Annotated in this window: 19 protein-coding genes and 1 pseudogene; 18 read left to right on the top strand and 2 right to left on the bottom strand. The window is 40.7% G+C overall.

Going from position 1 to position 21,339, the window contains the following annotated elements; translation table 11 throughout:
* Nucleotides 1–72 precede the first annotated feature (72 nt).
* The 9 genes from D8804_RS09105 to D8804_RS09065 all read left to right on the top strand — a co-directional run bounded on the left by D8804_RS09105 (nucleotide 73) and on the right by D8804_RS09065 (nucleotide 9,314).
* Entirely contained in the window at nucleotides 73–570 is a 498-nt protein-coding gene (locus tag D8804_RS09105) for a GAF domain-containing protein (protein WP_071851957.1), read from the top strand.
* Nucleotides 570–2,228, top strand: a complete 1,659-nt coding sequence (dnaX, locus tag D8804_RS09100) for a DNA polymerase III subunit gamma/tau (RefSeq protein ID WP_125399566.1) — start codon at nucleotides 570–572, stop codon at nucleotides 2,226–2,228. The genes D8804_RS09105 and dnaX overlap by 1 nt, the downstream gene beginning before the upstream one ends.
* 27 nt (nucleotides 2,229–2,255) lie before the next feature.
* Nucleotides 2,256–2,450: a DUF3272 family protein gene (locus tag D8804_RS09095; protein WP_049536602.1), complete on the top strand. Its 195-nt coding sequence runs from the start codon at nucleotides 2,256–2,258 to the stop codon at nucleotides 2,448–2,450.
* Between the two features lie 150 nt (nucleotides 2,451–2,600).
* Nucleotides 2,601–3,371 carry a Fe-S cluster assembly ATPase SufC gene (gene sufC / locus D8804_RS09090; RefSeq protein ID WP_000114489.1) on the top strand — a complete coding sequence of 257 codons (771 nt, stop codon included), beginning with the start codon at nucleotides 2,601–2,603 and terminating at the stop codon, nucleotides 3,369–3,371.
* A 27-nt stretch (nucleotides 3,372–3,398) separates the two neighbouring features.
* On the top strand, nucleotides 3,399–4,661 hold the full coding sequence (gene sufD / locus D8804_RS09085) for a Fe-S cluster assembly protein SufD (protein WP_125399565.1): 1,263 nt from the start codon (nucleotides 3,399–3,401) through the stop codon (nucleotides 4,659–4,661).
* 10 nt (nucleotides 4,662–4,671) lie between these two features.
* Complete coding sequence (locus tag D8804_RS09080; RefSeq protein WP_125399564.1) at nucleotides 4,672–5,898, top strand: cysteine desulfurase; 1,227 nt, start codon at nucleotides 4,672–4,674, stop codon at nucleotides 5,896–5,898.
* A complete protein-coding gene (gene sufU, locus D8804_RS09075; RefSeq protein WP_125399563.1) occupies nucleotides 5,885–6,325 on the top strand; it encodes a Fe-S cluster assembly sulfur transfer protein SufU in 441 nt (146 codons plus the stop codon). Before D8804_RS09080 ends, sufU begins: the two co-directional genes overlap by 14 nt.
* A gap of 53 nt (nucleotides 6,326–6,378) precedes the next feature.
* Nucleotides 6,379–7,791: a Fe-S cluster assembly protein SufB gene (sufB, locus tag D8804_RS09070; RefSeq protein ID WP_125399562.1), complete on the top strand. Its 1,413-nt coding sequence runs from the start codon at nucleotides 6,379–6,381 to the stop codon at nucleotides 7,789–7,791.
* 125 nt (nucleotides 7,792–7,916) lie between these two features.
* Complete coding sequence (locus tag D8804_RS09065) at nucleotides 7,917–9,314, top strand: APC family permease (protein ID WP_125399561.1); 1,398 nt, start codon at nucleotides 7,917–7,919, stop codon at nucleotides 9,312–9,314.
* 30 nt (nucleotides 9,315–9,344) lie between these two features.
* Here the strand turns inward: D8804_RS09065 and D8804_RS09060 are convergent, their stop codons facing one another.
* Nucleotides 9,345–10,193 (bottom strand): YitT family protein, encoded by an 849-nt coding sequence (locus D8804_RS09060; RefSeq protein ID WP_125399560.1) that lies wholly within the window; start codon nucleotides 10,191–10,193, stop codon nucleotides 9,345–9,347.
* A 144-nt stretch (nucleotides 10,194–10,337) separates the two neighbouring features.
* On the opposite strand from D8804_RS09060, the gene D8804_RS09055 reads away from it, so the two are divergent.
* On the top strand, nucleotides 10,338–11,174 hold the full coding sequence (locus D8804_RS09055; RefSeq protein WP_125399559.1) for a DegV family protein: 837 nt from the start codon (nucleotides 10,338–10,340) through the stop codon (nucleotides 11,172–11,174).
* Between the two features lie 107 nt (nucleotides 11,175–11,281).
* The gene (locus D8804_RS09050; protein WP_001284636.1) at nucleotides 11,282–11,557 is read left to right on the top strand and encodes an HU family DNA-binding protein; all 276 of its coding nucleotides are present in this window, start codon (nucleotides 11,282–11,284) and stop codon (nucleotides 11,555–11,557) included.
* A 278-nt stretch (nucleotides 11,558–11,835) separates the two neighbouring features.
* Here D8804_RS09050 and D8804_RS09045 read toward each other — a convergent pair whose 3' ends face one another.
* On the bottom strand, nucleotides 11,836–12,822 hold the full coding sequence (locus D8804_RS09045) for an L-lactate dehydrogenase (protein WP_000204722.1): 987 nt from the start codon (nucleotides 12,820–12,822) through the stop codon (nucleotides 11,836–11,838).
* A gap of 193 nt (nucleotides 12,823–13,015) precedes the next feature.
* Here D8804_RS09045 and gyrA point away from each other — a divergent pair, with 193 nt between their 5' ends.
* The 7 genes and pseudogenes from gyrA to D8804_RS10140 all read left to right on the top strand — a co-directional run.
* Nucleotides 13,016–15,481: a DNA gyrase subunit A gene (gene gyrA / locus D8804_RS09040; RefSeq protein ID WP_125399558.1), complete on the top strand. Its 2,466-nt coding sequence runs from the start codon at nucleotides 13,016–13,018 to the stop codon at nucleotides 15,479–15,481.
* The gene (locus D8804_RS09035; protein ID WP_125399557.1) at nucleotides 15,481–16,221 is read left to right on the top strand and encodes a class A sortase; all 741 of its coding nucleotides are present in this window, start codon (nucleotides 15,481–15,483) and stop codon (nucleotides 16,219–16,221) included. The genes gyrA and D8804_RS09035 overlap by 1 nt, the downstream gene beginning before the upstream one ends.
* Nucleotides 16,222–16,416: 195 nt before the next feature.
* A pseudogene (locus D8804_RS09030) lies at nucleotides 16,417–17,213 on the top strand (formate/nitrite transporter family protein).
* Nucleotides 17,214–17,494: 281 nt separating this feature from the next.
* Nucleotides 17,495–18,292 carry a formate/nitrite transporter family protein gene (locus D8804_RS09025; RefSeq protein ID WP_125399556.1) on the top strand — a complete coding sequence of 266 codons (798 nt, stop codon included), beginning with the start codon at nucleotides 17,495–17,497 and terminating at the stop codon, nucleotides 18,290–18,292.
* Between the two features lie 150 nt (nucleotides 18,293–18,442).
* Nucleotides 18,443–19,723 carry an O-acetylhomoserine aminocarboxypropyltransferase/cysteine synthase family protein gene (locus D8804_RS09020; RefSeq protein WP_125399555.1) on the top strand — a complete coding sequence of 427 codons (1,281 nt, stop codon included), beginning with the start codon at nucleotides 18,443–18,445 and terminating at the stop codon, nucleotides 19,721–19,723.
* 93 nt (nucleotides 19,724–19,816) lie between these two features.
* Nucleotides 19,817–21,085, top strand: coding sequence for a DUF2130 domain-containing protein (locus D8804_RS09015; protein ID WP_125399554.1), 1,269 nt, complete (start codon nucleotides 19,817–19,819; stop codon nucleotides 21,083–21,085).
* Nucleotides 21,086–21,147: 62 nt separating this feature from the next.
* Nucleotides 21,148–21,339: hypothetical protein (locus D8804_RS10140; protein ID WP_221763054.1), on the top strand; the 192-nt coding region annotated here is incomplete at its 3' end.

Raw genomic sequence — 21,339 nt, 5'->3', positions numbered from 1 at the left:
AATCACAAAATCCTTTGTTTAAAACAAGGGATTTTTCTTTTGTCTCTTTCTCATTTTTGATATAATAGTTCTATGTTAGATTCAGAAAAACAATCACAATATCAATTGTTAAATGAGGAACTCTCTTATTTACTTGAAGGTGAGAGCAATGTTCTTGCCAATCTTTCGAATGCTAGTGCCCTCCTAAAATCTCGCTTTCCGAATACTGTATTTGCAGGGTTTTATCTATTTGATGGTAGCGAGTTGGTTTTAGGGCCTTTTCAGGGTGGTGTTTCTTGTATTCGCATTCCGCTTGGGAAAGGCGTTTGTGGAGAAGCTGCTGAGTTTCAAGAGACTGTTTTAGTTGGCGATGTGAGCACCTATCCAAACTACATTTCTTGTGATAGTATGGCCAAGAGTGAAATCGTGGTTCCTATGCTCAAGAATGGTCAATTGCTGGGTGTCCTAGACCTGGATTCTTCACTTATTGATGATTATAATGCAATTGACCGCGATTACTTGGAACAATTTGTCGCTATTTTGCTTGAGAAGACAGAATGGGACTTTACGATGTTTGAGGAGAAAGCCTAATGTATCAAGCACTTTATCGAAAATATAGAAGCCAGACTTTTTCACAACTGGTAGGCCAAGAGGTTGTAGCTAAAACCCTAAAACAAGCGGTCGAGCAGGAAAAGATTAGTCATGCCTATCTTTTCTCGGGTCCCCGTGGGACTGGGAAGACCAGCGTAGCCAAGATTTTTGCCAAGGCTATGAACTGTCCGAACCAAGTGGACGGAGAACCATGTAATAACTGCTATATCTGCCAAGCAGTGACAGAAGGTAGCTTAGAAGATGTTATCGAAATGGATGCGGCTTCGAATAACGGAGTTGATGAAATCCGAGAAATTCGTGATAAATCCACCTATGCTCCTAGTTTGGCACGTTATAAGGTCTATATCATAGACGAGGTTCATATGCTGTCTACAGGAGCTTTTAATGCGCTTTTAAAGACGCTAGAAGAACCAACTCAAAATGTTGTCTTTATCTTGGCGACTACCGAATTGCACAAGATTCCAGCAACTATTTTATCGCGTGTCCAACGTTTTGAGTTTAAATCGATTCGAACGCAAGATATCACGGCACATATTCATCATATTTTAGAAAAAGAAAATATCAGTTCTGAACCAGAGGCTGTGGAAATCATTGCTAGACGAGCTGAAGGTGGGATGAGGGATGCCTTGTCTATTCTGGACCAAGCCTTGAGTTTGACTCAAGGGAATGCTTTAACGACAGCTATCTCTGAGGAGATTACAGGTACTATTAGTTTATCAGCACTTGATGATTATGTAGCTGCCTTGTCCCAGCAGGATGTTCCAAAAGCGCTTGATTCTTTGAATCTTTTGTTTGAAAATGGCAAGAGCATGACTCGTTTTGTGACGGATCTCTTGCAGTATTTGCGTGATCTACTGGTTGTTCAGACAGGTGGCGAAAATACTCATCATAGTTCAGTTTTTATGGACAATCTAGCTCTTTCCCAGGAAAGTCTCTTTGAAATGATTCGTCTAGCAACAGTAAGCTTGTCAGATATGAAGGCTAGCTTGCAACCCAAGATTTATGCTGAGATGATGACCATACGTTTAGCTGAAATCAAGCCTGAATCTGCGCTTTCAGGAGCTGTTGAAAGTGAAATTTCTTGCTTGAGACAGGAAGTCGCCCGTCTCAAGCAAGAACTTGCCAATGTGGGCACAGCTCCTAAACAAGTTGCGCCAGTCCCTAGTAGCCCAACCACTTCCAAGACTGTCTATCGAGTAGACCGTAATAAAGTTCAGGCTATCCTACAAGAAGCTGTTGAAAATCCTGATTTGGCACGGCAAAACTTGATTCGCCTACAGAATGCATGGGGAGAAGTGATCGAAAGCTTAGCTGGTCCTGATAAGGCTCTGCTTGTTGGTTCTCAACCAGTTGCGGCTAATGAACACCATGCTATTTTAGCCTTTGAGTCTAATTTCAATGCTGGTCAAACCATGAAAAGGGACAACCTCAATACCATGTTTGGCAATATTCTCAGCCAAGCAGCTGGATTTTCCCCTGAGATTCTGGCTATTTCCCTAGAGGAATGGAAAGAGGTTCGAGCAGCATTTTCAGCTAAAAACAAGTCTTCTCAAGCTGAGCAAGAGGTAGAAGAAGAGAGCTTGATTCCAGAAGGATTCGAATTTCTGGCTGATAAAGTTATGGTCGAAGAAGACTAAAAGTGGATTTCATGGTACAATAATCCTATGACTAGACAACAATTTATCATAATAGCATTATTCACGGCTGCTGAGACTTATTTTTTCAATGAATCTTTGATGACTGGTCGCTACGTTATGGCAGCTTTTTGGGCGATTTTACTCTTTCGAAATTTTAGGTTAAGTTATGTAATGGGAAAAATAGTAGACGCCATTGATCAGCACCTAAACCGCAAGGATTAGCCCCCAGCTTCTAGACAAAATCAAAGCCTTTTGGGCTTTTTTTTGTTATACTAGTAGAGTATATTTATTGACCTTTTGTCCTATTTTTTAGGGATTGTAAGCAATTTCCTAAAGTATTGAGCAAAATGTTTGAAAAAGAAAGGAACTATCATGTCAGTATTAGAGATTAAAGATCTTCACGTTGAGATTGAAGGAAAAGAAATTTTAAAAGGGGTTAACTTGACTCTGAAAACAGGAGAAATTGCAGCCATTATGGGACCAAATGGTACTGGTAAATCGACTCTTTCTGCAGCTATCATGGGGAACCCTAACTATGAAGTTACAAAAGGTGAGGTCTTGTTTGATGGCGTAAACATCCTTGAGTTGGAAGTCGACGAGCGTGCGCGTATGGGACTTTTCCTGGCTATGCAATACCCATCAGAAATCCCAGGAATTACCAATGCAGAATTTCTTCGTGCAGCCATGAATGCTGGTAAAGAAGATGATGAAAAGATTTCAGTTCGTGAGTTCATCACTAAATTAGACGAGAAAATGGAATTGCTCAATATGAAAGAAGAAATGGCAGAGCGTTACCTCAACGAAGGTTTCTCTGGTGGTGAGAAAAAACGTAATGAAATTCTTCAACTCTTGATGTTGGAACCAACTTTTGCCCTTTTGGATGAGATTGACTCAGGTCTTGATATTGATGCCCTTAAAGTTGTATCGAAAGGTGTGAATGCTATGCGTGGCGAGGGATTTGGTGCTATGATTATCACTCACTACCAACGTCTTTTGAACTATATCACGCCAGACGTGGTACACGTGATGATGGAAGGTCGTGTGGTCCTTTCTGGTGGTCCAGAATTGGCTGCCCGTTTGGAACGTGAAGGATACGCAAAACTAGCTGAAGAACTTGGCTACGACTACAAGGAAGAATTGTAATTCCCTCGTATCTTTTAGGAGAAGTAAATGACTAAAGAGAATATTAAACTTTTTTCAGAAATGCACGCTGAACCAAGCTGGTTGGCTGACCTCCGTCAAAAAGCTTTTGATAAGATTGAGAGTTTGGAATTACCAGTTATTGAGCGTGTCAAATTTCACCGTTGGAATCTGGGAGATGGAACCATCACAGAAAGTGAACCTTCAGCAAATGTTCCAGACTTCACAGCTCTAGATAATCACTTGAAGTTGGTTCAAGTAGGAACGCAGACTGTTTTTGAACAAACTCCAGTTGAATTGGCTGAACAAGGAGTAATCTTTACAGACTTCCACTCAGCTTTAGAAGAAATTCCCGAACTTATCGAGGAATTCTTCATGTCATCTGTTAAGTATGACGATGACAAGTTGGCAGCCTACCACACAGCTTACTTTAACAGCGGTGCTGTTCTCTACATTCCAGATGACGTAGAAATTACAGAACCAATCGAAGGTATTTTCTACCAAGACAGCGATAGCGATGTGCCATTTAACAAGCATATCCTCATAATCGCTGGTAAAAACAGCAAGATTAGTTATCTTGAACGTCTAGAGTCACGTGGTGAAGGTAGTGCTAAGGCAACTGCAAATATCACAGTTGAAGTGATTGCTCGTTCTGGTGCGCAAGTGAAGTTTGCGGCTATTGACCGCCTAGGTGAAAACGTCACTGCCTACATTAGCCGTCGTGGTAAATTAGGCAACGATGCAAGCATTGACTGGGCAATTGGTGTCATGAACGAAGGAAATGTTGTTGCGGATTTTGATAGCGACTTGATTGGTAACGGTAGCCATGCTGACCTTAAGGTTGTTGCCCTATCAAGTGGCCGTCAGGTACAAGGGATTGATACGCGTGTAACCAACTACGGTTGCAACTCAATCGGAAATATCCTCCAACATGGGGTTATTCTTGAGAAAGCAACTTTAACTTTCAACGGTATTGGTCACATTATCAAGGGTGCCAAGGGAGCAGATGCGCAGCAAGAGAGCCGTGTTCTTATGCTTTCAGACCAAGCACGTTCAGATGCAAATCCAATTCTTTTGATTGATGAAAATGATGTTACTGCAGGTCACGCAGCTTCTATCGGTCAGGTGGATCCAGAAGACATGTACTACCTCATGAGCCGTGGCTTGGACAAGGCAACAGCAGAACGCTTGGTTGTTCGTGGTTTCCTTGGATCCGTTATCGTAGAGATTCCAGTCAAAGAAGTTCGTGATGAAATGATTGCAACCATCGAAGAAAAATTGTCAAAACGCTAAGGGGAAGCCTATGTTAGATGTAGAAGCGATTCGCAAGGATTTTCCAATTTTAGACCAGATTGTCAACGATGAACCTCTGGTCTATCTGGACAATGCTGCGACGACACAAAAACCATTAGCAGTTCTTAAAACAATCAATCACTATTATGAGCAGGAAAATGCCAATGTTCACCGGGGTGTCCATACCTTGGCAGAAAGAGCGACTGCTTCTTACGAAGCTGCGCGTGAGACTATTGGTAAGTTTATCAATGCTGGTTCTACAAAGGAAGTTCTCTTTACCAGAGGAACGACAACCAGTCTTAACTGGGTAGCGCGTTATGCTGAAGAAAACTTGACTGAGGGAGACCAGGTCTTGATTTCTGTCATGGAACACCATTCTAATATCATTCCTTGGCAGGAAGCCTGCCGCAAGACTGGAGCAGAGCTTGTCTATGTTTATCTCAAGGACGGATCTCTGGATATGGCTGACTTGCAGGCAAAATTAACTGACAAGGTCAAGTTTGTTTCGCTAGCTCATGCTTCAAATGTCCTTGGTGTGGTCAATCCTATCAAAGAAATCACGCAAATGGCTCACCAAGTTGGAGCCATCATGGTGGTGGATGGCGCTCAGTCTACGCCTCATATGAAGATTGATGTACAGGACTTGGATGTGGACTTCTTTACCTTTTCAGGTCATAAGATAGCTGGTCCAACTGGTATTGGTGTCCTTTATGGTAAAGAAAAGTATCTGGAACAAATGTCACCAGTAGAATTTGGCGGCGAAATGATTGATTTCGTCTATGAGCAATCTGCTAGTTGGAAGGAATTGCCTTGGAAATTCGAGGCTGGAACTCCTAACATGGCAGGTGCAATTGGACTAGCTGCTGCGGTGGATTATCTTGAAAACATTGGTATGGATGCCATTGAAGCCCATGAACAAGAATTGATTGCATACGTCTATCCAAAACTGCAGGCAATTGAAGGGCTGACTATTTATGGTTCACAAGATTTGGCGCAACGTTCGGGTGTCATTGCCTTTAACCTAGGCGATCTCCATCCTCACGACCTTGCTACGGCTCTGGATTATGAGGGAGTAGCCGTTCGTGCGGGCCATCATTGTGCCCAACCCTTGCTCCAGTATTTAGAAGTCCCAGCAACAGCTCGCGCAAGTTTTTATATCTACAATACCAAGGAAGATTGCGACAAGCTAGTCGATGCCTTACAAAAGACAAAGGAGTTTTTCAATGGCACTTTCTAAACTAGATAACCTTTATATGGCAGTGGTAGCAGACCATTCGAAAAATCCACATCACCAAGGGAAGTTAGAAGACGCTGAGCAAATCAGTCTCAACAATCCAACCTGTGGTGATGTTATCAATCTCTCTGTTAAGTTTGATGCAGAGGATCGTTTGGAGGATATTGCTTTTCTAAACTCAGGTTGTACCATCTCAACTGCCTCTGCTAGTATGATGACAGATGCCGTTTTAGGAAAAACCAAACAAGAAATTTTAGAACTTGCGACTATTTTTTCTGAAATGGTTCAAGGGCAAAAAGATGAGCGTCAAGACCAACTTGGAGACGCGGCCTTCTTATCAGGTGTTGCTAAATTTCCTCAAAGAATAAAGTGTGCAACCCTAGCTTGGAACGCCCTTAAGAAGACAATTGAAAATCAAGATAACAGATAAGACAAGTTTCTTTTGTCTTATAAATCATTAGAAATGAAGAAAGAAAGGATATTATGGCTGAAGAAAGAGTAGAACCAAAACCAATTGACCTTGGTGAATATAAATTTGGTTTCCATGATGATGTAGAGCCTGTCCTATCGACAGGAAAAGGACTCAACGAAGGTGTTATTCGTGAATTATCTGCTGCCAAGGGTGAGCCTGAGTGGATGTTGGAGTTCCGTTTGAAATCTTATGAAACCTTCAAAAAAATGCCCATGCAAACCTGGGGAGCAGACTTGTCAGAGATTGACTTTGATGATTTGATCTACTACCAAAAACCATCTGACAAACCAGCCCGTTCTTGGGATGAGGTTCCTGAAAAAATTAAAGAAACCTTTGAACGTATCGGGATTCCAGAAGCTGAACGTGCTTATCTAGCAGGAGCCTCTGCCCAGTACGAGTCGGAAGTGGTTTATCATAACATGAAAGAAGAATTTGAGAAGTTAGGTATTATCTTTACAGATACGGATTCTGCGCTCAAGGAATACCCAGACTTGTTTAAACAATACTTTGCGAAGTTGGTACCGCCGACTGATAACAAGTTGGCCGCCCTCAACTCGGCAGTATGGTCTGGTGGAACTTTTATCTACGTACCAAAAGGTGTCAAGGTTGATATTCCGCTTCAAACCTACTTCCGTATCAACAACGAAAATACAGGTCAGTTTGAACGTACCTTGATTATCGTTGATGAGGGAGCAAGCGTCCACTACGTAGAAGGATGTACAGCGCCAACTTATTCAAGCAACAGTTTGCATGCTGCCATTGTAGAAATCTTTGCCTTGGACGGAGCTTACATGCGTTATACAACCATCCAAAACTGGTCTGATAACGTCTATAACCTAGTAACAAAACGTGCCAAAGCTTTGAAAGATGCGACAGTTGAGTGGATTGATGGTAACTTGGGTGCCAAAACAACCATGAAATATCCATCTGTTTATCTAGATGGAGAAGGGGCGCGTGGTACTATGCTTTCGATCGCCTTTGCCAATGTAGGGCAACACCAAGATACGGGTGCTAAGATGATCCACAACGCTCCACATACAAGCTCGTCTATCGTGTCTAAATCCATCGCTAAAGGCGGAGGAAAAGTTGACTACCGTGGACAAGTAACCTTCAACAAGAACTCTAAGAAATCGGTTTCTCACATCGAGTGTGATACCATTATCATGGATGACTTATCAGCGTCAGATACTATTCCATTTAATGAAATTCACAACTCGCAAGTTGCTTTGGAACACGAAGCCAAGGTCTCTAAGATTTCAGAGGAACAACTCTATTACCTCATGAGCCGTGGATTGTCAGAATCTGAAGCAACCGAGATGATTGTCATGGGATTTGTAGAGCCCTTCACAAAAGAACTTCCAATGGAATACGCAGTTGAGCTGAATCGCTTGATTAGCTATGAAATGGAAGGATCTGTTGGGTAATAATATGCAAAATCTGAACAGGAATCCTTCCTGTTCAGATTTTTTTCAAAAAAGAATCTAATAAATATTCACAAAAATGCTTTCATATGATAAAATAAAACAATTACATTTAGTGGAGATGAAGTATGAATATTTTTAGAACCAAGGATGTTAGTCTGAGACAGACAGAGATGCATCGCCATTTGAAATTATGGGATTTGATTTTACTAGGGATTGGTGCTATGGTGGGAACGGGAATTTTCACCATTACAGGAACAGCAGCAGCTACACTAGCTGGTCCATCACTAGTGGTTTCCATTGTGATTTCTGCCCTATGCGTCTCTTTATCCGCCCTCTTTTTTGCTGAATTTGCCTCTCGTGTACCTGCAACAGGAGGTGCTTATAGTTATCTCTATGCGATCTTAGGAGAATTACCAGCATGGATTGCTGGCTGGTTGACCATCATGGAATTCATGACAGCCATATCGGGTGTGGCGTCTGGCTGGGCAGCTTACTTTAAAGGCTTACTCAGTAATTATGGTATCTCCATGCCCCAAGCCTTAAATGGCACTTTTAATCCCGAACAAGGCACCTATATCGATCTTCTACCTATTTTAGTACTTACCTTGGTAACAGGAGTAGTCTTATTGAATTCCAAGGCAGCCTTGCGCTTTAATTCGCTGCTAGTGGTCTTGAAATTTTCTGCTCTGGCCTTGTTTATTCTAGTTGGGATTTGGTACATCAAACCTGCAAATTGGTCAAATTTTACCCCCTTTGGCTTTGGTCAGCTTTATGGCGGAAGTACAGGGATTATGGCAGGAGCCTCTTTGATGTTCTTTGGTTTTCTCGGTTTTGAGTCGATTTCCATGGCAGTTGATGAAATCCAAAGCCCGCAAAAGAATGTTCCTCGAGGAATTGTCCTTTCTCTGACAATCGTCACCATTCTTTATGCTTTGGTAACCTTAGTATTGACTGGGGTTGTTCACTATAGCCAACTCAATGTGGACGATGCAGTGGCCTTCTCATTGCGTAGTATCGGAATTGGCTGGGCAGCCAACTATGTTTCGCTTGTAGCCATTCTAACCTTGATAACCGTATGTATTTCTATGACCTACGCTCTGTCTCGAATGATTTACAGCCTAGCACGTGATGGACTTTTGCCTCAAAGCTTCAAACAACTAAGCAAAAGTAGCCGAGTTCCAAAGAATGCGACCATCTTAACAGGAGTTGCTTCAGCCATTGCTGCGGGTATTTTCCCCTTGGCAAGTATTGCTGCCTTTCTAAATATCTGTACACTAGCCTATCTCATCTTGCTAGCCTACGGTATTATCAAGCTCAGAAAAGATAAGGGAATGCCTAAAGAAGGAGAATTCAAAACTCCTTTAGTGCCGCTTTTACCAATCCTTTCCATTCTTATTTGTCTTTCCTTTATGCTTCAGTACACCAAGGAAACATGGATTGCCTTTGCCTTTGCTTTGTTAGTTGGACTAGTGATTTACTTTACTTATGGTTATCGTCATTCTACACTTTCTGAAGAAAAATGAGAGCTGGGAAAATTTCCCAGCTTTTTTGATTTATTCTTTTATGTAGGTGAATCCTTCCCCGAGAATTTCATGAGCCTCTGTGATGGTAATAAAGGCTCGAGGATCTATGTGGTGAATCAGATCTTTCATTTTAACGATTTCATTTCGACCGACGATACAATAAATGATTTTCAAATCTTTCTTACTGTAGTAGCCCTGACCAGAGATATAGGTCACACCACGTCCTAGTTCTTCATTGATTTTATCAGCCAATTGCTCAGGATACTGAGTGATAATCATAAATCCTTTGCCAGCATAGCCCCCTTCACCGATCAAGTCGATAACACGAGCGATGATAAAGTCAAACAAGAGAGTATAGGTAACGAGACGCAAATCTTGGAAGATAATTAAAATCAACATTAGGATAAAAAAGTCAATCCCAAAGAGCAATTTACCAATCGAAATATTGGTGTATTTGTTGAGGATACGGGCAACAATATCAGAACCACCAGTAGTCCCACCAGCATTAAAAATAATTCCTAAACCGACTCCCAGTAAAACACCAGAAACCAGCGAAACGATAATAAGATCACCTTGTAGGTCAAACTGTAAAGGAATTCTTTCAAAGACAGCAAGCCAGACTGAAAGGGAGATAGTTCCCAAGAGACTGGAGTAGAGGGTTTTAGAACCAAATATTTTCCATGCTAGGATAAATAAAGGAATATTTATCAAGAGGTTCATCAATGAGACTGGAATTTTAAAGAGGTAGAAGGTAATTAGTGTGATACCTGTCGCACCACCCTCAAATAGATGATAGGGAACTACAAAGTAGGTAAGACCAAAGGCATAAATAGCTGCCCCTAGTATGATAGTGATAATAGGCTGAACTTTTCGAATCATGATTCTCCCTCGCTTTTTCTATAGATTGATTATACCAAATTTTCAAGCGTTTTAATTGGATCTCTTATGATTTTTTAACAATTTTTTGATATAATAAAAGTGATAAATCACTATCTTATTGAGAAGAATAGAAAGATTGAAAATATGACACGAGTAAAAATTGTAACAGATTCTTCTGTCACCATCGAGCCAGAAGTAGTTAAAGAGTTAAATATTACGGTTGTTCCACTATCCGTTATGATTGATAGTGTGCTTTATTCAGACGCAGATTTGAAAGAAGGGGAGTTCCTTCATCTTATGCAAGAGAGTAAGAATCTGCCGAAAACCAGTCAGCCTCCAGTGGGAGTCTTTGCTGAGGTTTTTGAAGAACTAGGTAAAGACGGTAGTCAGATTCTCGCTATTCACATGTCCCACGCCTTGTCAGGAACTGTTGAAGCTGCTCGCCAAGGGGTAAGTCTCTCAACTGCTGATGTGACAGTTATTGATAGTTCTTTTACTGACCAAGCTATGAAGTTTCAAGTTGTTGAAGCTGCTAAACTTGCCCAAGAAGGAAAAGATTTAGAAACTATCCTAGCTCATGTAGAAGACGTCAAGAATCATACTGAACTCTATATTGGTGTCTCAACATTAGAAAACCTAGTTAAGGGTGGACGTATCGGACGTGTGACAGGGCTATTAAGTTCTCTTTTGAACATCCGAGTTGTGATGCAAATGAAGGATCATGAACTGCAACCTATTGTAAAGGGGCGCGGTGCTAAGACATTTAAAAAATGGCTTGATGAACTAGCAGAGACCCTCTCTCATAAATCCGTTGCAGAAATTGGAATATCCTACGCTGGTACCAATGAATGGGCCAATGAGATGAAGAATGTTTTACAAACTTATGTTGAAAAACCAATCTCAGTACTGGAAACGGGCTCTATTATTCAGACGCATACGGGCGAAAATGCATGGGCTATCTTAGTTAGATATCATTCCTAAAAAAATAGAGAAAAATCGGTAGAAATAGCGTTTTTGACTTGACCTGTGGGCGATTTTAGGATATGATTATATTTGTTAATTAGAAATTATTTGGAGGAATTATTAACATGGCAAACAAACAAGATTTGATCGCTAAAGTAGCAGAAGCTACAGAATTGACTAAGAAAGATTCAGCAGCTGCAGTTGACGCTGTATTCGCAGCAGTAACTGAATACCTTGCAGCTGGTGAAAAGGTTCAATTGATTGGTTTCGGTAACTTTGAAGTTCGTGAGCGTGCTGCACGTAAAGGTCGCAACCCACAAACTGGTAAAGAAATCAAAATCGCAGCTTCTAAAGTTCCAGCATTCAAAGCTGGTAAAGCACTTAAAGACGCTGTTAAATAATGACACTTAAAAAAGCCTATTGTATCAAGCTTTCTAGCTTGGTCAGTAGGCTTTTTTGTTTGCTTTGGGGCATTTTTGGGGCAAAGACGAATACTTTTTCATGACACCTACCCCTGTTGATTTCATTTCTTTAGTTATATATGTATAAATTTAGGTTTTTTTCAACTGAGTCTTTGATATGATATATAACTTCTGAGATAAGTAGTCTTTTGAAAAATAGGGTTTAAGCCTTTACAGTAAAAGAAAAAGGCTCTCATGAGATGAGAACCTTCTTTTAATTAGTTTTTAGAAGCTGCTTGGAACTCAGGATTTTTCCATGCTTCGTCAATGATAGCTTGCAATTCTTTTGCAGATGCTTGCATTTTTTGTGTTTCAGCGTCGTTCAATGGGATGTTTACTGGACGAACGATACCGTGTGCACCAACAACAGCTGGTTGACCGATAAAGACGTTTTTAACACCGTATTGACCTTCTTGGAAGACTGAAAGTGGAAGTACTGCATTTTCGTCATCAAGGATTGCTTTTGTGATACGAGCAAGTGCTACTGCGATACCGTAGTATGTAGCTCCTTTTTTGTTGATGATTGTGTAGGCAGCGTCACGAACACCTTCGAACAATTCAATCAATTCAGCTTCTTGAACGTTTTGAGTATCTTTAAGGAATTCTTCAAGGTTTACACCAGCGATATTGGCATGTGACCAAACCGCAAACTCAGAATCTCCGTGTTCACCCATGATGTAGGCGTGAACGGAACGAGCATCAACATCCAATTTTTCAGCAAGTGCTTGACGGAAACGTGCTGAGTCAAGTGAAGTACCTGAACCGATAACACGTTCTTTAGGGAATCCAGAGAATTTCCAAGTTGAGTAAGTCAAAACGTCAACTGGGTTAGCCGCAACAAGGAAGATACCATCAAAACCTGATTCAACAACTTGTGTTACGATTGATTTGTTGATAGCCAAGTTTTTACCTACAAGGTCAAGACGAGTTTCGCCTGGTTTTTGTGGAGCACCTGCAGTGATAACAACAAGGTCAGCGTCTGCACAGTCAGAGTATTGAGCAGCGTAGATTTTTTTAGGTGAAGTGAAGGCAAGGGCATGGCTAAGGTCAAGCGCATCACCAACAGCTTTTTCGTGTAATTGTGGAATTTCGATAATTCCAAGCTCTTGTGCAATTCCTTGGTTAACAAGTGCGAAAGCGTAAGATGAACCTACGGCACCGTCACCAACAAGGATCACTTTTTTGTGTTGTTTAGTAGAAGTCATTTTCTAAACATCTCCTTCAATTTTTTTAGGGAATTCCCCAGATATTTTCATTCTATCACTTTTAAAAAGCTTTGTCACGGATATGCCCTCTTGTTCTCGATGTAAACGTTTTAGTAGTTTCAGAAGACTGAAATAAAGGACAATTTATGGTATAATATATCTAGTTACTAATTGTGAAATGAGGCATTTATTAATGCAGGATAAAAATTTAGTGAATGTCAATCTGACAAAGGAGATGAAGACCAGCTTTATCGATTACGCCATGAGTGTTATCGTAGCGCGTGCTCTTCCTGATGTTCGAGATGGCTTAAAACCAGTTCACCGTCGTATTCTTTACGGGATGAATGAACTAGGGGTCACTCCAGATAAACCCCATAAAAAATCAGCCCGTATTACAGGGGATGTTATGGGTAAATACCACCCTCACGGAGACTCGTCTATTTACGAGGCTATGGTTCGCATGGCCCAGTGGTGGAGCTATCGTTACATGCTTGTCGACGGGCATGGAAACTTTGGTTCTATGGACGGAGATGGTGCCGCTGCGCAGCGTTACACCGAGGCACGTATGAGCAAGATTGCTCTGGAAATGCTTCGTGATATCAATAAAAATACGGTTGATTTCGTAGACAACTACGATGCCAATGAACGTGAACCCTTGGTTTTACCAGCACGTTTTCCAAACCTTTTGGTCAATGGGGCAACTGGGATTGCTGTTGGGATGGCTACCAACATTCCTCCTCACAACCTGAGTGAAACCATTGATGCCGTCAAGCTAGTCATGGACAATCCAGATGTGACTACTAAGGACTTGATGGAAGTCTTGCCTGGTCCAGATTTTCCAACTGGTGCCCTTGTTATGGGCAAATCAGGTATTCATAAGGCCTACGAGACTGGTAAGGGTTCGATTGTTCTCCGTTCTCGAACGGAGATTGAGACGACTAAGACAGGACGTGAGCGCATCGTGGTAACAGAATTTCCTTATATGGTCAATAAAACCAAGGTCCATGAGCATATCGTTCGTTTGGTGCAAGAAAAACGAATTGAGGGCATTACAGCAGTCCGTGATGAATCCAACCGCGAAGGGGTTCGTTTTGTTATCGAAGTGAAACGTGATGCCTCTGCAAATGTTATCCTCAACAATCTCTTCAAGATGACCCAGATGCAAACCAACTTTGGTTTCAATATGCTGGCGATTCAAAATGGCGTACCGAAGATCTTGTCTCTTCGTCAAATTCTGGATGCTTATATCGAGCACCAAAAAGAAGTAGTTGTTCGTCGGACACGTTTTGATAAAGAAAAAGCAGAAGCGCGTGCTCACATTTTAGAAGGTCTTCTAATTGCGCTAGATCATATCGACGAAGTAATTCGAATTATTCGAGCTAGTGAAACCGATGCGGAAGCACAAGCAGAATTGATGAGCAAGTTTAAGCTTTCAGAGCGTCAAAGTCAGGCTATCCTTGATATGCGTCTTCGTCGTTTGACAGGTTTAGAACGTGATAAGATTCAGTCTGAGTATGATGAATTGATTGCCTTGATTGCGGACTTGGCTGATATTCTCGCCAAACCTGAGCGTGTGGCACAAATCATCAAAGAAGAGTTGGATGAAGTCAAACGCAAGTTTGGTGACAAGCGCCGTACCGAGTTGATGGTCGGAGAAGTCTTGACACTTGAGGACGAAGACTTGATTGAGGAGACGGATGTCTTAATCACCCTTTCTAACAAGGGTTACATCAAACGTCTGGACCAAGATGAGTTCACTGCCCAAAAACGTGGTGGTCGTGGAGTTCAAGGTACTGGTGTTAAGGATGATGACTTTGTACGTGAGTTGGTTTCAACCAGTACCCATGATCATTTGCTATTCTTTACTAATAAAGGACGCGTCTATCGCCTTAAAGGTTATGAAATCCCAGAATATGGTCGTACAGCCAAGGGCTTGCCAGTTGTCAATCTTTTGAAGTTGGACGAAGGCGAAAGCATTCAGACCATCATCAACGTTGAGTCTGAACGTAGTGATGATGCTTATCTCTTCTTCACAACTCGTCACGGTGTCGTGAAGAGAACCAGTGTCAAAGAATTTGCCAATATTCGTCAAAATGGACTTAAGGCCTTGAATCTCAAGGATGAGGACGAATTGATCAATGTTCTATTGACAGAAGAAGACACAGATATTATCATTGGTACCAAGTTTGGTTATGCTGTTCGCTTTAATCAATCAGCCGTTCGTGGCATGAGCCGTATCGCGACAGGTGTCCGAGGAGTCAATCTTCGAGAAGGTGATACAGTAGTTGGTGCAAGTGTTATTACTGACCAGGATGAGGTCCTTATCATCACTGAAAAAGGTTATGGTAAACGTACCCTTGCTACTGAATATCCAACTAAAGGCCGTGGTGGTAAAGGGATGAAGACAGCCAATGTTGCTGAGAAGAATGGTCCTCTTGCAGGCCTCCTCACAGTTAAAGGGGATGAAGACCTGATGATTATCACAGATACAGGTGTCATGATTCGTACGAATGTTGCCAATATTTCACAAACAGGACGCTCAACCATGGGAGTTAAGGTGATGCGTCTAGACCAAGATGCCAAGATTGTGACCTTCACAACGGTTGCTGCAGCAGAAAAAGAAGAGGTAACAAAAGAGAAAACAGAGGGTGAAGCATAATGTCTCATAGAAAAATGAAGAAGAATAGCCGTAAAAATATACTAATCAATATTTTAGCTGGATTTTTAATTCTTCTATCCCTTGCCTTGATTTTTAATGCTCAAATTCGTGACATCTTTATGGTTTGGAATACCAATAAATACCAAGTCAGTCAGGTGACTAAGGAAAAGATTGAAGAGAATAAAGAGACAGAGGGGAATTTCGATTTTGATTCTGTCAAATCGATCTCATCAGAAGCGGTGTTAGCTGCCCAGTGGGATGCTCAACAACTTCCAGTCATAGGAGGGATTGCCATTCCTGAAGTAGAGATCAACCTGCCTATTTTTAAAGGTTTGGATAATGTAAACTTGTTCTACGGGGCAGGGACCATGAAAGCAAATCAGAAAATGGGGGAAAGCAACTATTCACTAGCCAGCCACCATATCTTTACTGCTGAAAATGCAAGTCAAATGCTCTTTTCGCCTTTGGTCAATGCCAAGGCAGGGATGAAAATCTATCTGACTGATAAAGATAAAGTATACACCTATGAGATTCGTGAGGTGAAGCACGTAACGCCTGATCGCGTTGATGAAATTGAGGATCGTGATGGCATCAAAGAAATCACATTGGTGACCTGTGTCGACTATGATGCGACAGAGCGAATTATTGTTAAAGGTGATTTTAAAGAAGTTAAAGCATATTCAGAAACATCTGATGATGTCCTTAGTGCCTTTAATCGGCCATATAAACAACCTTATTAACATCAAGAACCAGTGAAGAAAAACAGTCACTGGTTTTTTATTTTTGTTCGGAAGGTGTTGGAAGTAATAGTAAGCTCGAATTTTACTGAAGAATGTTCAAACTTGCATCACAAATCTTTGAAAAACAAAACTAAAATTGTTTAACAAACGAAATTTATGTTACAATACTAACGCCTAAAATAGTAGGAGTTATTTATGAGTTCTTCAAAGTTTATTTCGAAGATAGATTATTATTGCCACAAGAAAGAAAGTCTTTTCAACCAAAGTAAGTTCAAGTATGCGATTCGTTCTATGTTTGCAGGTGCTTTTTTTGACTTTTAGTACAGCAGCAGGAGTTATCGGAGCAGATCTATTAAATAGTATTGTTCCAAGTAGTGGTTATTTCCTTTTCCCATTTGTTTTTGCTTGGGGGCTTGTTTATATCGTCTTTCTAAATGCGGAATTGGTAACTTCCAACATGATGTATCTAACAGCTGGAGCATTCTTGAAAAAGATTGACTGGAAAAAGACCATGATTATTTTGCTATATTGTACCTTGTTTAATCTCATTGGTGCCTTGATAGCAGGCTGGGCTTTCGCTAACTCGTCAGCCTTTTCTCACCTGACACATGATAGTTTCCTTCCAAAACTTGTGGCCAAGAAATTGGCACGTCCAAGTGATTTGGTTCTACTTGAGGGAATTCTTGCTAATGTCTTTGTAAACATAGCCATTCTTTCATCTATCTTAGTAAAAGATAGTACTGCCAAATTATGGATTATTCTATAAGCTATTTCTATGTTTGTCTTCTTGTCCAATGAACACATTGCTGCAAATTTTGCTTCCTTTAGCATTATGAAATTCAGCATGCTAGCTGATCAAGTGGCCCACTTTGATCTTGCTAATATACTACGACATTGAGGGGAACCTTCATTGCTAACTTTATTGGTGGAGGACTTCTGATCGGATTACCATATGCTTTCTCAATAAAAATGAGGATACTTATGTAGACTAAGAAAAGTCTTAGTAGTAGAGAGAATCAGGTCGATTCTCTTTTTTTTTACACAATTGGATTGAGAAGCCATTGTCTTATAAGTTTGTGGAATAATATATATTAAGTATAGTAATAAATACATTTACTCCGACACTTCAATGCTAAAATCCAAAAGCTCGTTTTTATAACAATGTAAACGATTACTGATTTGCCAAATTTATCAAAAATACAATTAGGAAAGGCTTTTCAAAATGCGTGTTTTATGTTATAATATTCACAAATAAAAGTTTTAGGAGTTTTTTATGGTCTCTTCAGAATTTATCTCAAAGATTGAATTTGCTTGTAAGAAGAAAGAAAGTCTTTATAGTCAAAGTAAATTCAAATATGCGATTCGTTCTATGTTTGCAGGTGCCTTTCTAACATTTAGTACGGCTGCGGGTGCAGTTGGAGCTGACTTGATTAATAAAATAGCGCCAGGTAGCGGACGTTTCCTCTTCCCATTTGTTTTTGCTTGGGGATTGGCCTACATTGTTTTCTTGAATGCTGAGTTGGTAACTTCAAATATGATGTTCTTAACTGCAGGTAGTTTTTTGAAGAAAATTTCTTGGAGAAAAACGGCTGAGATTTTACTTTACTGTACCTTATTCAACCTCATCGGAGCTTTGATAGCAGGTTGGGGCTTTGCCCACTCAGCAGCCTATGCAAATCTGAATCATGATAGTTTTATCTCTGGGGTTGTAGAGATGAAGTTAGGCCGTTCCAATGAGTTAGTCTTGCTTGAAGGTATTTTAGCAAATATTTTTGTGAACATTGCTATTCTTTCATTCGTTTTGGTGAAAGACGGTGGGGCCAAACTTTGGCTTGTTTTGTCTGCAATTTACATGTTTGTATTCTTAACAAACGAACACATTACTGCGAACTTTGCTTCTTTTGCGATTGTTAAATTCAGTGTTGCTGCAGATTCTATTGCTAACTTTGACATTCCTAATATCCTTCGTCACTGGGGTGTGACCTTTATTGGGAACTTCATTGGAGGAGGTCTCTTGATGGGATTACCATACGCCTTCCTCAATAAAAACGAAGATACTTATGTCGATTAAAGAAATGAGCACGAGTCAATCGTGCTTTTTTGTTTGAGGTGTAATACTAGTCATAGTTGTTCCTTATATCAAAATATAGAAAAACGGTATTGGAAAAGACTAGCCCAAGATGGTACAATATCCGTAATGAAGCTATTTGGAGGTCGTCTTATGACTCGTGATTTTAAATTTGAAACTCTTCAATTACATGCTGGGCAAGTAGTTGATCCAGCAACTAAGTCTCGTGCAGTACCGATTTATCAAACAACATCCTTCGTTTTTGATGACACGCAGGAAGGTGCTGATTTGTTTGCCTTGAGAAAACCAGGGAACATTTATACTCGTATCACAAATCCTACAACAGCAGCCTTTGAGGAAAGAATCGCTGCTCTTGAAGGTGGTGTTGGAGCACTAGCGACAGCATCAGGTATGGCAGCAGTGACTTATACGATTTTGGCGCTTGCTCACGCAGGTGACCATGTCGTGGCAGCATCAACTATTTACGGTGGGACCTTCAACCTCTTGAAAGAAACCCTTCCTCGTTATGGGATTACAACAACCTTTGTGGATGTGGATAATTTGGAAGAAGTAGAAGCAGCTATCAATGACAATACAAAGCTTGTCTTGATTGAAACCTTGGGGAATCCCTTGATTAACATTCCTGACTTGGAAAAATTGGCTGAGATTGCGCATAAACACCAGATTCCTCTTGTTTCGGACAACACATTTGCCACACCATATTTGATTAACGTCTTCTCTCACGGTGTAGATATTGCCATTCACTCAGCGACTAAGTTTATCGGTGGTCATGGTACGACTATTGGCGGTGTCATTGTTGATAGCGGCCGTTTTGACTGGGAAGCTTCAGGGAAATTCCCTCAATTTGTAGAGGAAGATCCTAGCTACCACAACTTGAGCTATACTCGTGATATCGGGGCAGCAGCCTTTATCATCGCTGTTCGAGTTCAATTGCTTCGTGATACTGGTGCAGCCTTGTCACCATTTAATGCCTTCCTCTTGCTTCAAGGACTCGAAACACTTTCGCTTCGTGTAGAACGCCATATTCAAAATACAGAGAAAATCGTTGATTTCCTTGTTAACCATCCTAAGGTAGAAAAAGTCAACTATCCTAAGCTAGCAGACAGTCCATATCATGCCTTGGCTGAGAAATATCTACCAAAAGGTGTTGGTTCAATCTTTACCTTCCATGTCAAAGGTGGAGAGACAGAAGCACGCAAGGTCATTGATAATTTGGAAATCTTCTCTGACCTTGCAAACGTAGCAGATGCTAAATCTCTTGTTGTCCATCCTGCGACAACCACTCACGGTCAGTTGTCAGAAAAAGATCTAGAAGCAGCAGGTGTCACACCAAACCAAATCCGCTTGTCTATCGGTCTTGAAAATGTAGATGATCTGATTGAAGATTTGCGCTTGGCCTTGGAAAAAGTATAAAGTAAACTGATAAACAGTGGGTTTCGACTCACTGTTTTTGATTTTCCCTCAGGCATGATATAATGGTTACAGAAGTCTAGAAAGAGGAAAGTTATGAACGAAATCAAATGTCCCAACTGTGGGGAAGTTTTTACAGTAAATGAGAGTCAGTATACCGAACTTTTATCTCAGGTGAGGACGACAGAGTTTGATAAGGAACTGCACGATCGCATGAAGCAGGAACTGGCCTTGGCTGAGCAAAAGGCCTTGAATGAGCAACAGTCTAAACTGGCTCAGAAGGATCAAGAAATTACTCAATTACAGAGTCAAATCCAAAATTTTGATACAGAGAAAGAGCTAGCCAAGAAAGAAGTTGAACAGACAAGCCATCAGGCCTTATTAGCAAAGGACAAGGAAGTACAGGCCTTGGAAAACCAATTGGCTACCTTACGTTTGGAGCATGAAAATCAACTACAAAAGACCCTTTCTGACCTAGAAAAAGAACGGGATCAGGTCAAAAATCAGCTCCTCTTGCAAGAAAAAGAAAATGAGTTGTCTCTAGCTTCCCTCAAGCAAAATTACGAAGCCCAGCTCAAGGCGGCCAGTGAGCAGGTTGAATTTTACAAAAATTTCAAGGCCCAACAATCAACCAAGGCAATTGGTGAAAGTCTGGAACAGTATGCAGAAAGTGAATTTAACAAGGTCCGCAGTTTTGCCTTTCCAAATGCCTACTTTGAGAAGGATAATAAGGTTTCTGCGCGTGGGTCTAAAGGGGATTTTATCTTCCGTGAATGTGATGAAAATGGAGTGGAAATTATTTCCATCATGTTTGAAATGAAAAACGAAGCGGATGGGACTGAGAAGAAGCACAAGAATGCGGATTTTTACAAAGAATTAGACAAGGACCGTCGGGAAAAGAACTGTGAGTATGCTGTTTTGGTGACCATGCTTGAGGCCGATAACGACTACTTTAACACAGGGATTGTTGACGTCAGCCACGAGTATGAAAAGATGTATGTGGTCCGTCCTCAGTTCTTTATTCAGCTGATTGGTCTCTTGCGAAATGCTGCGCTTAATTCCCTTAAATACAAGCAGGAGTTGGCCTTGGTGCGGGAGCAGAATATTGATATCACGCATTTTGAGGAAGACTTGGACGCCTTTAAAGTAGCTTTTGCTAAAAACTATAATTCAGCTTCGACCAACTTTGGTAAAGCCATTGATGAAATCGACAAGGCCATCAAACGGATGGAAGAGGTCAAGAAATTCCTAACAACATCAGAAAATCAACTCCGCCTCGCAAATAACAAGCTGGAAGACGTTTCGGTCAAAAAATTGACCCGCAAAAATCCAACTATGAAAGCGAAGTTTGAAGCGTTGAAGTGAGAGTAGTTTCATTTGTAATGTATGGTGGTACTAGTTCAACAATATGAATGGGGAATTATATAATGAATAATAAAAGTTTAATACCTATGCCTGATCTCAATTTGGATGACATAGTTCATCTATCAAAAGAAAATGAAAAGTTAATTGTTAATTTTCTAAGTACATCAGATGAGTTACATACAATCAATCAATTTTATCATGTTTATATCTTTAATTTTTGTCAAATATTTTATCACTTTGAGTTGGATACTAAC

Origin of the sequence: Streptococcus oralis (assembly GCF_003944215.1) — a bacterium.
Classification (GTDB): Bacteria; Bacillota; Bacilli; order Lactobacillales; family Streptococcaceae; genus Streptococcus; species Streptococcus oralis_BI.
Note: the sequence above shows the minus strand (reverse complement) of the source record. Positions and strands in the feature narration are given on the sequence as shown.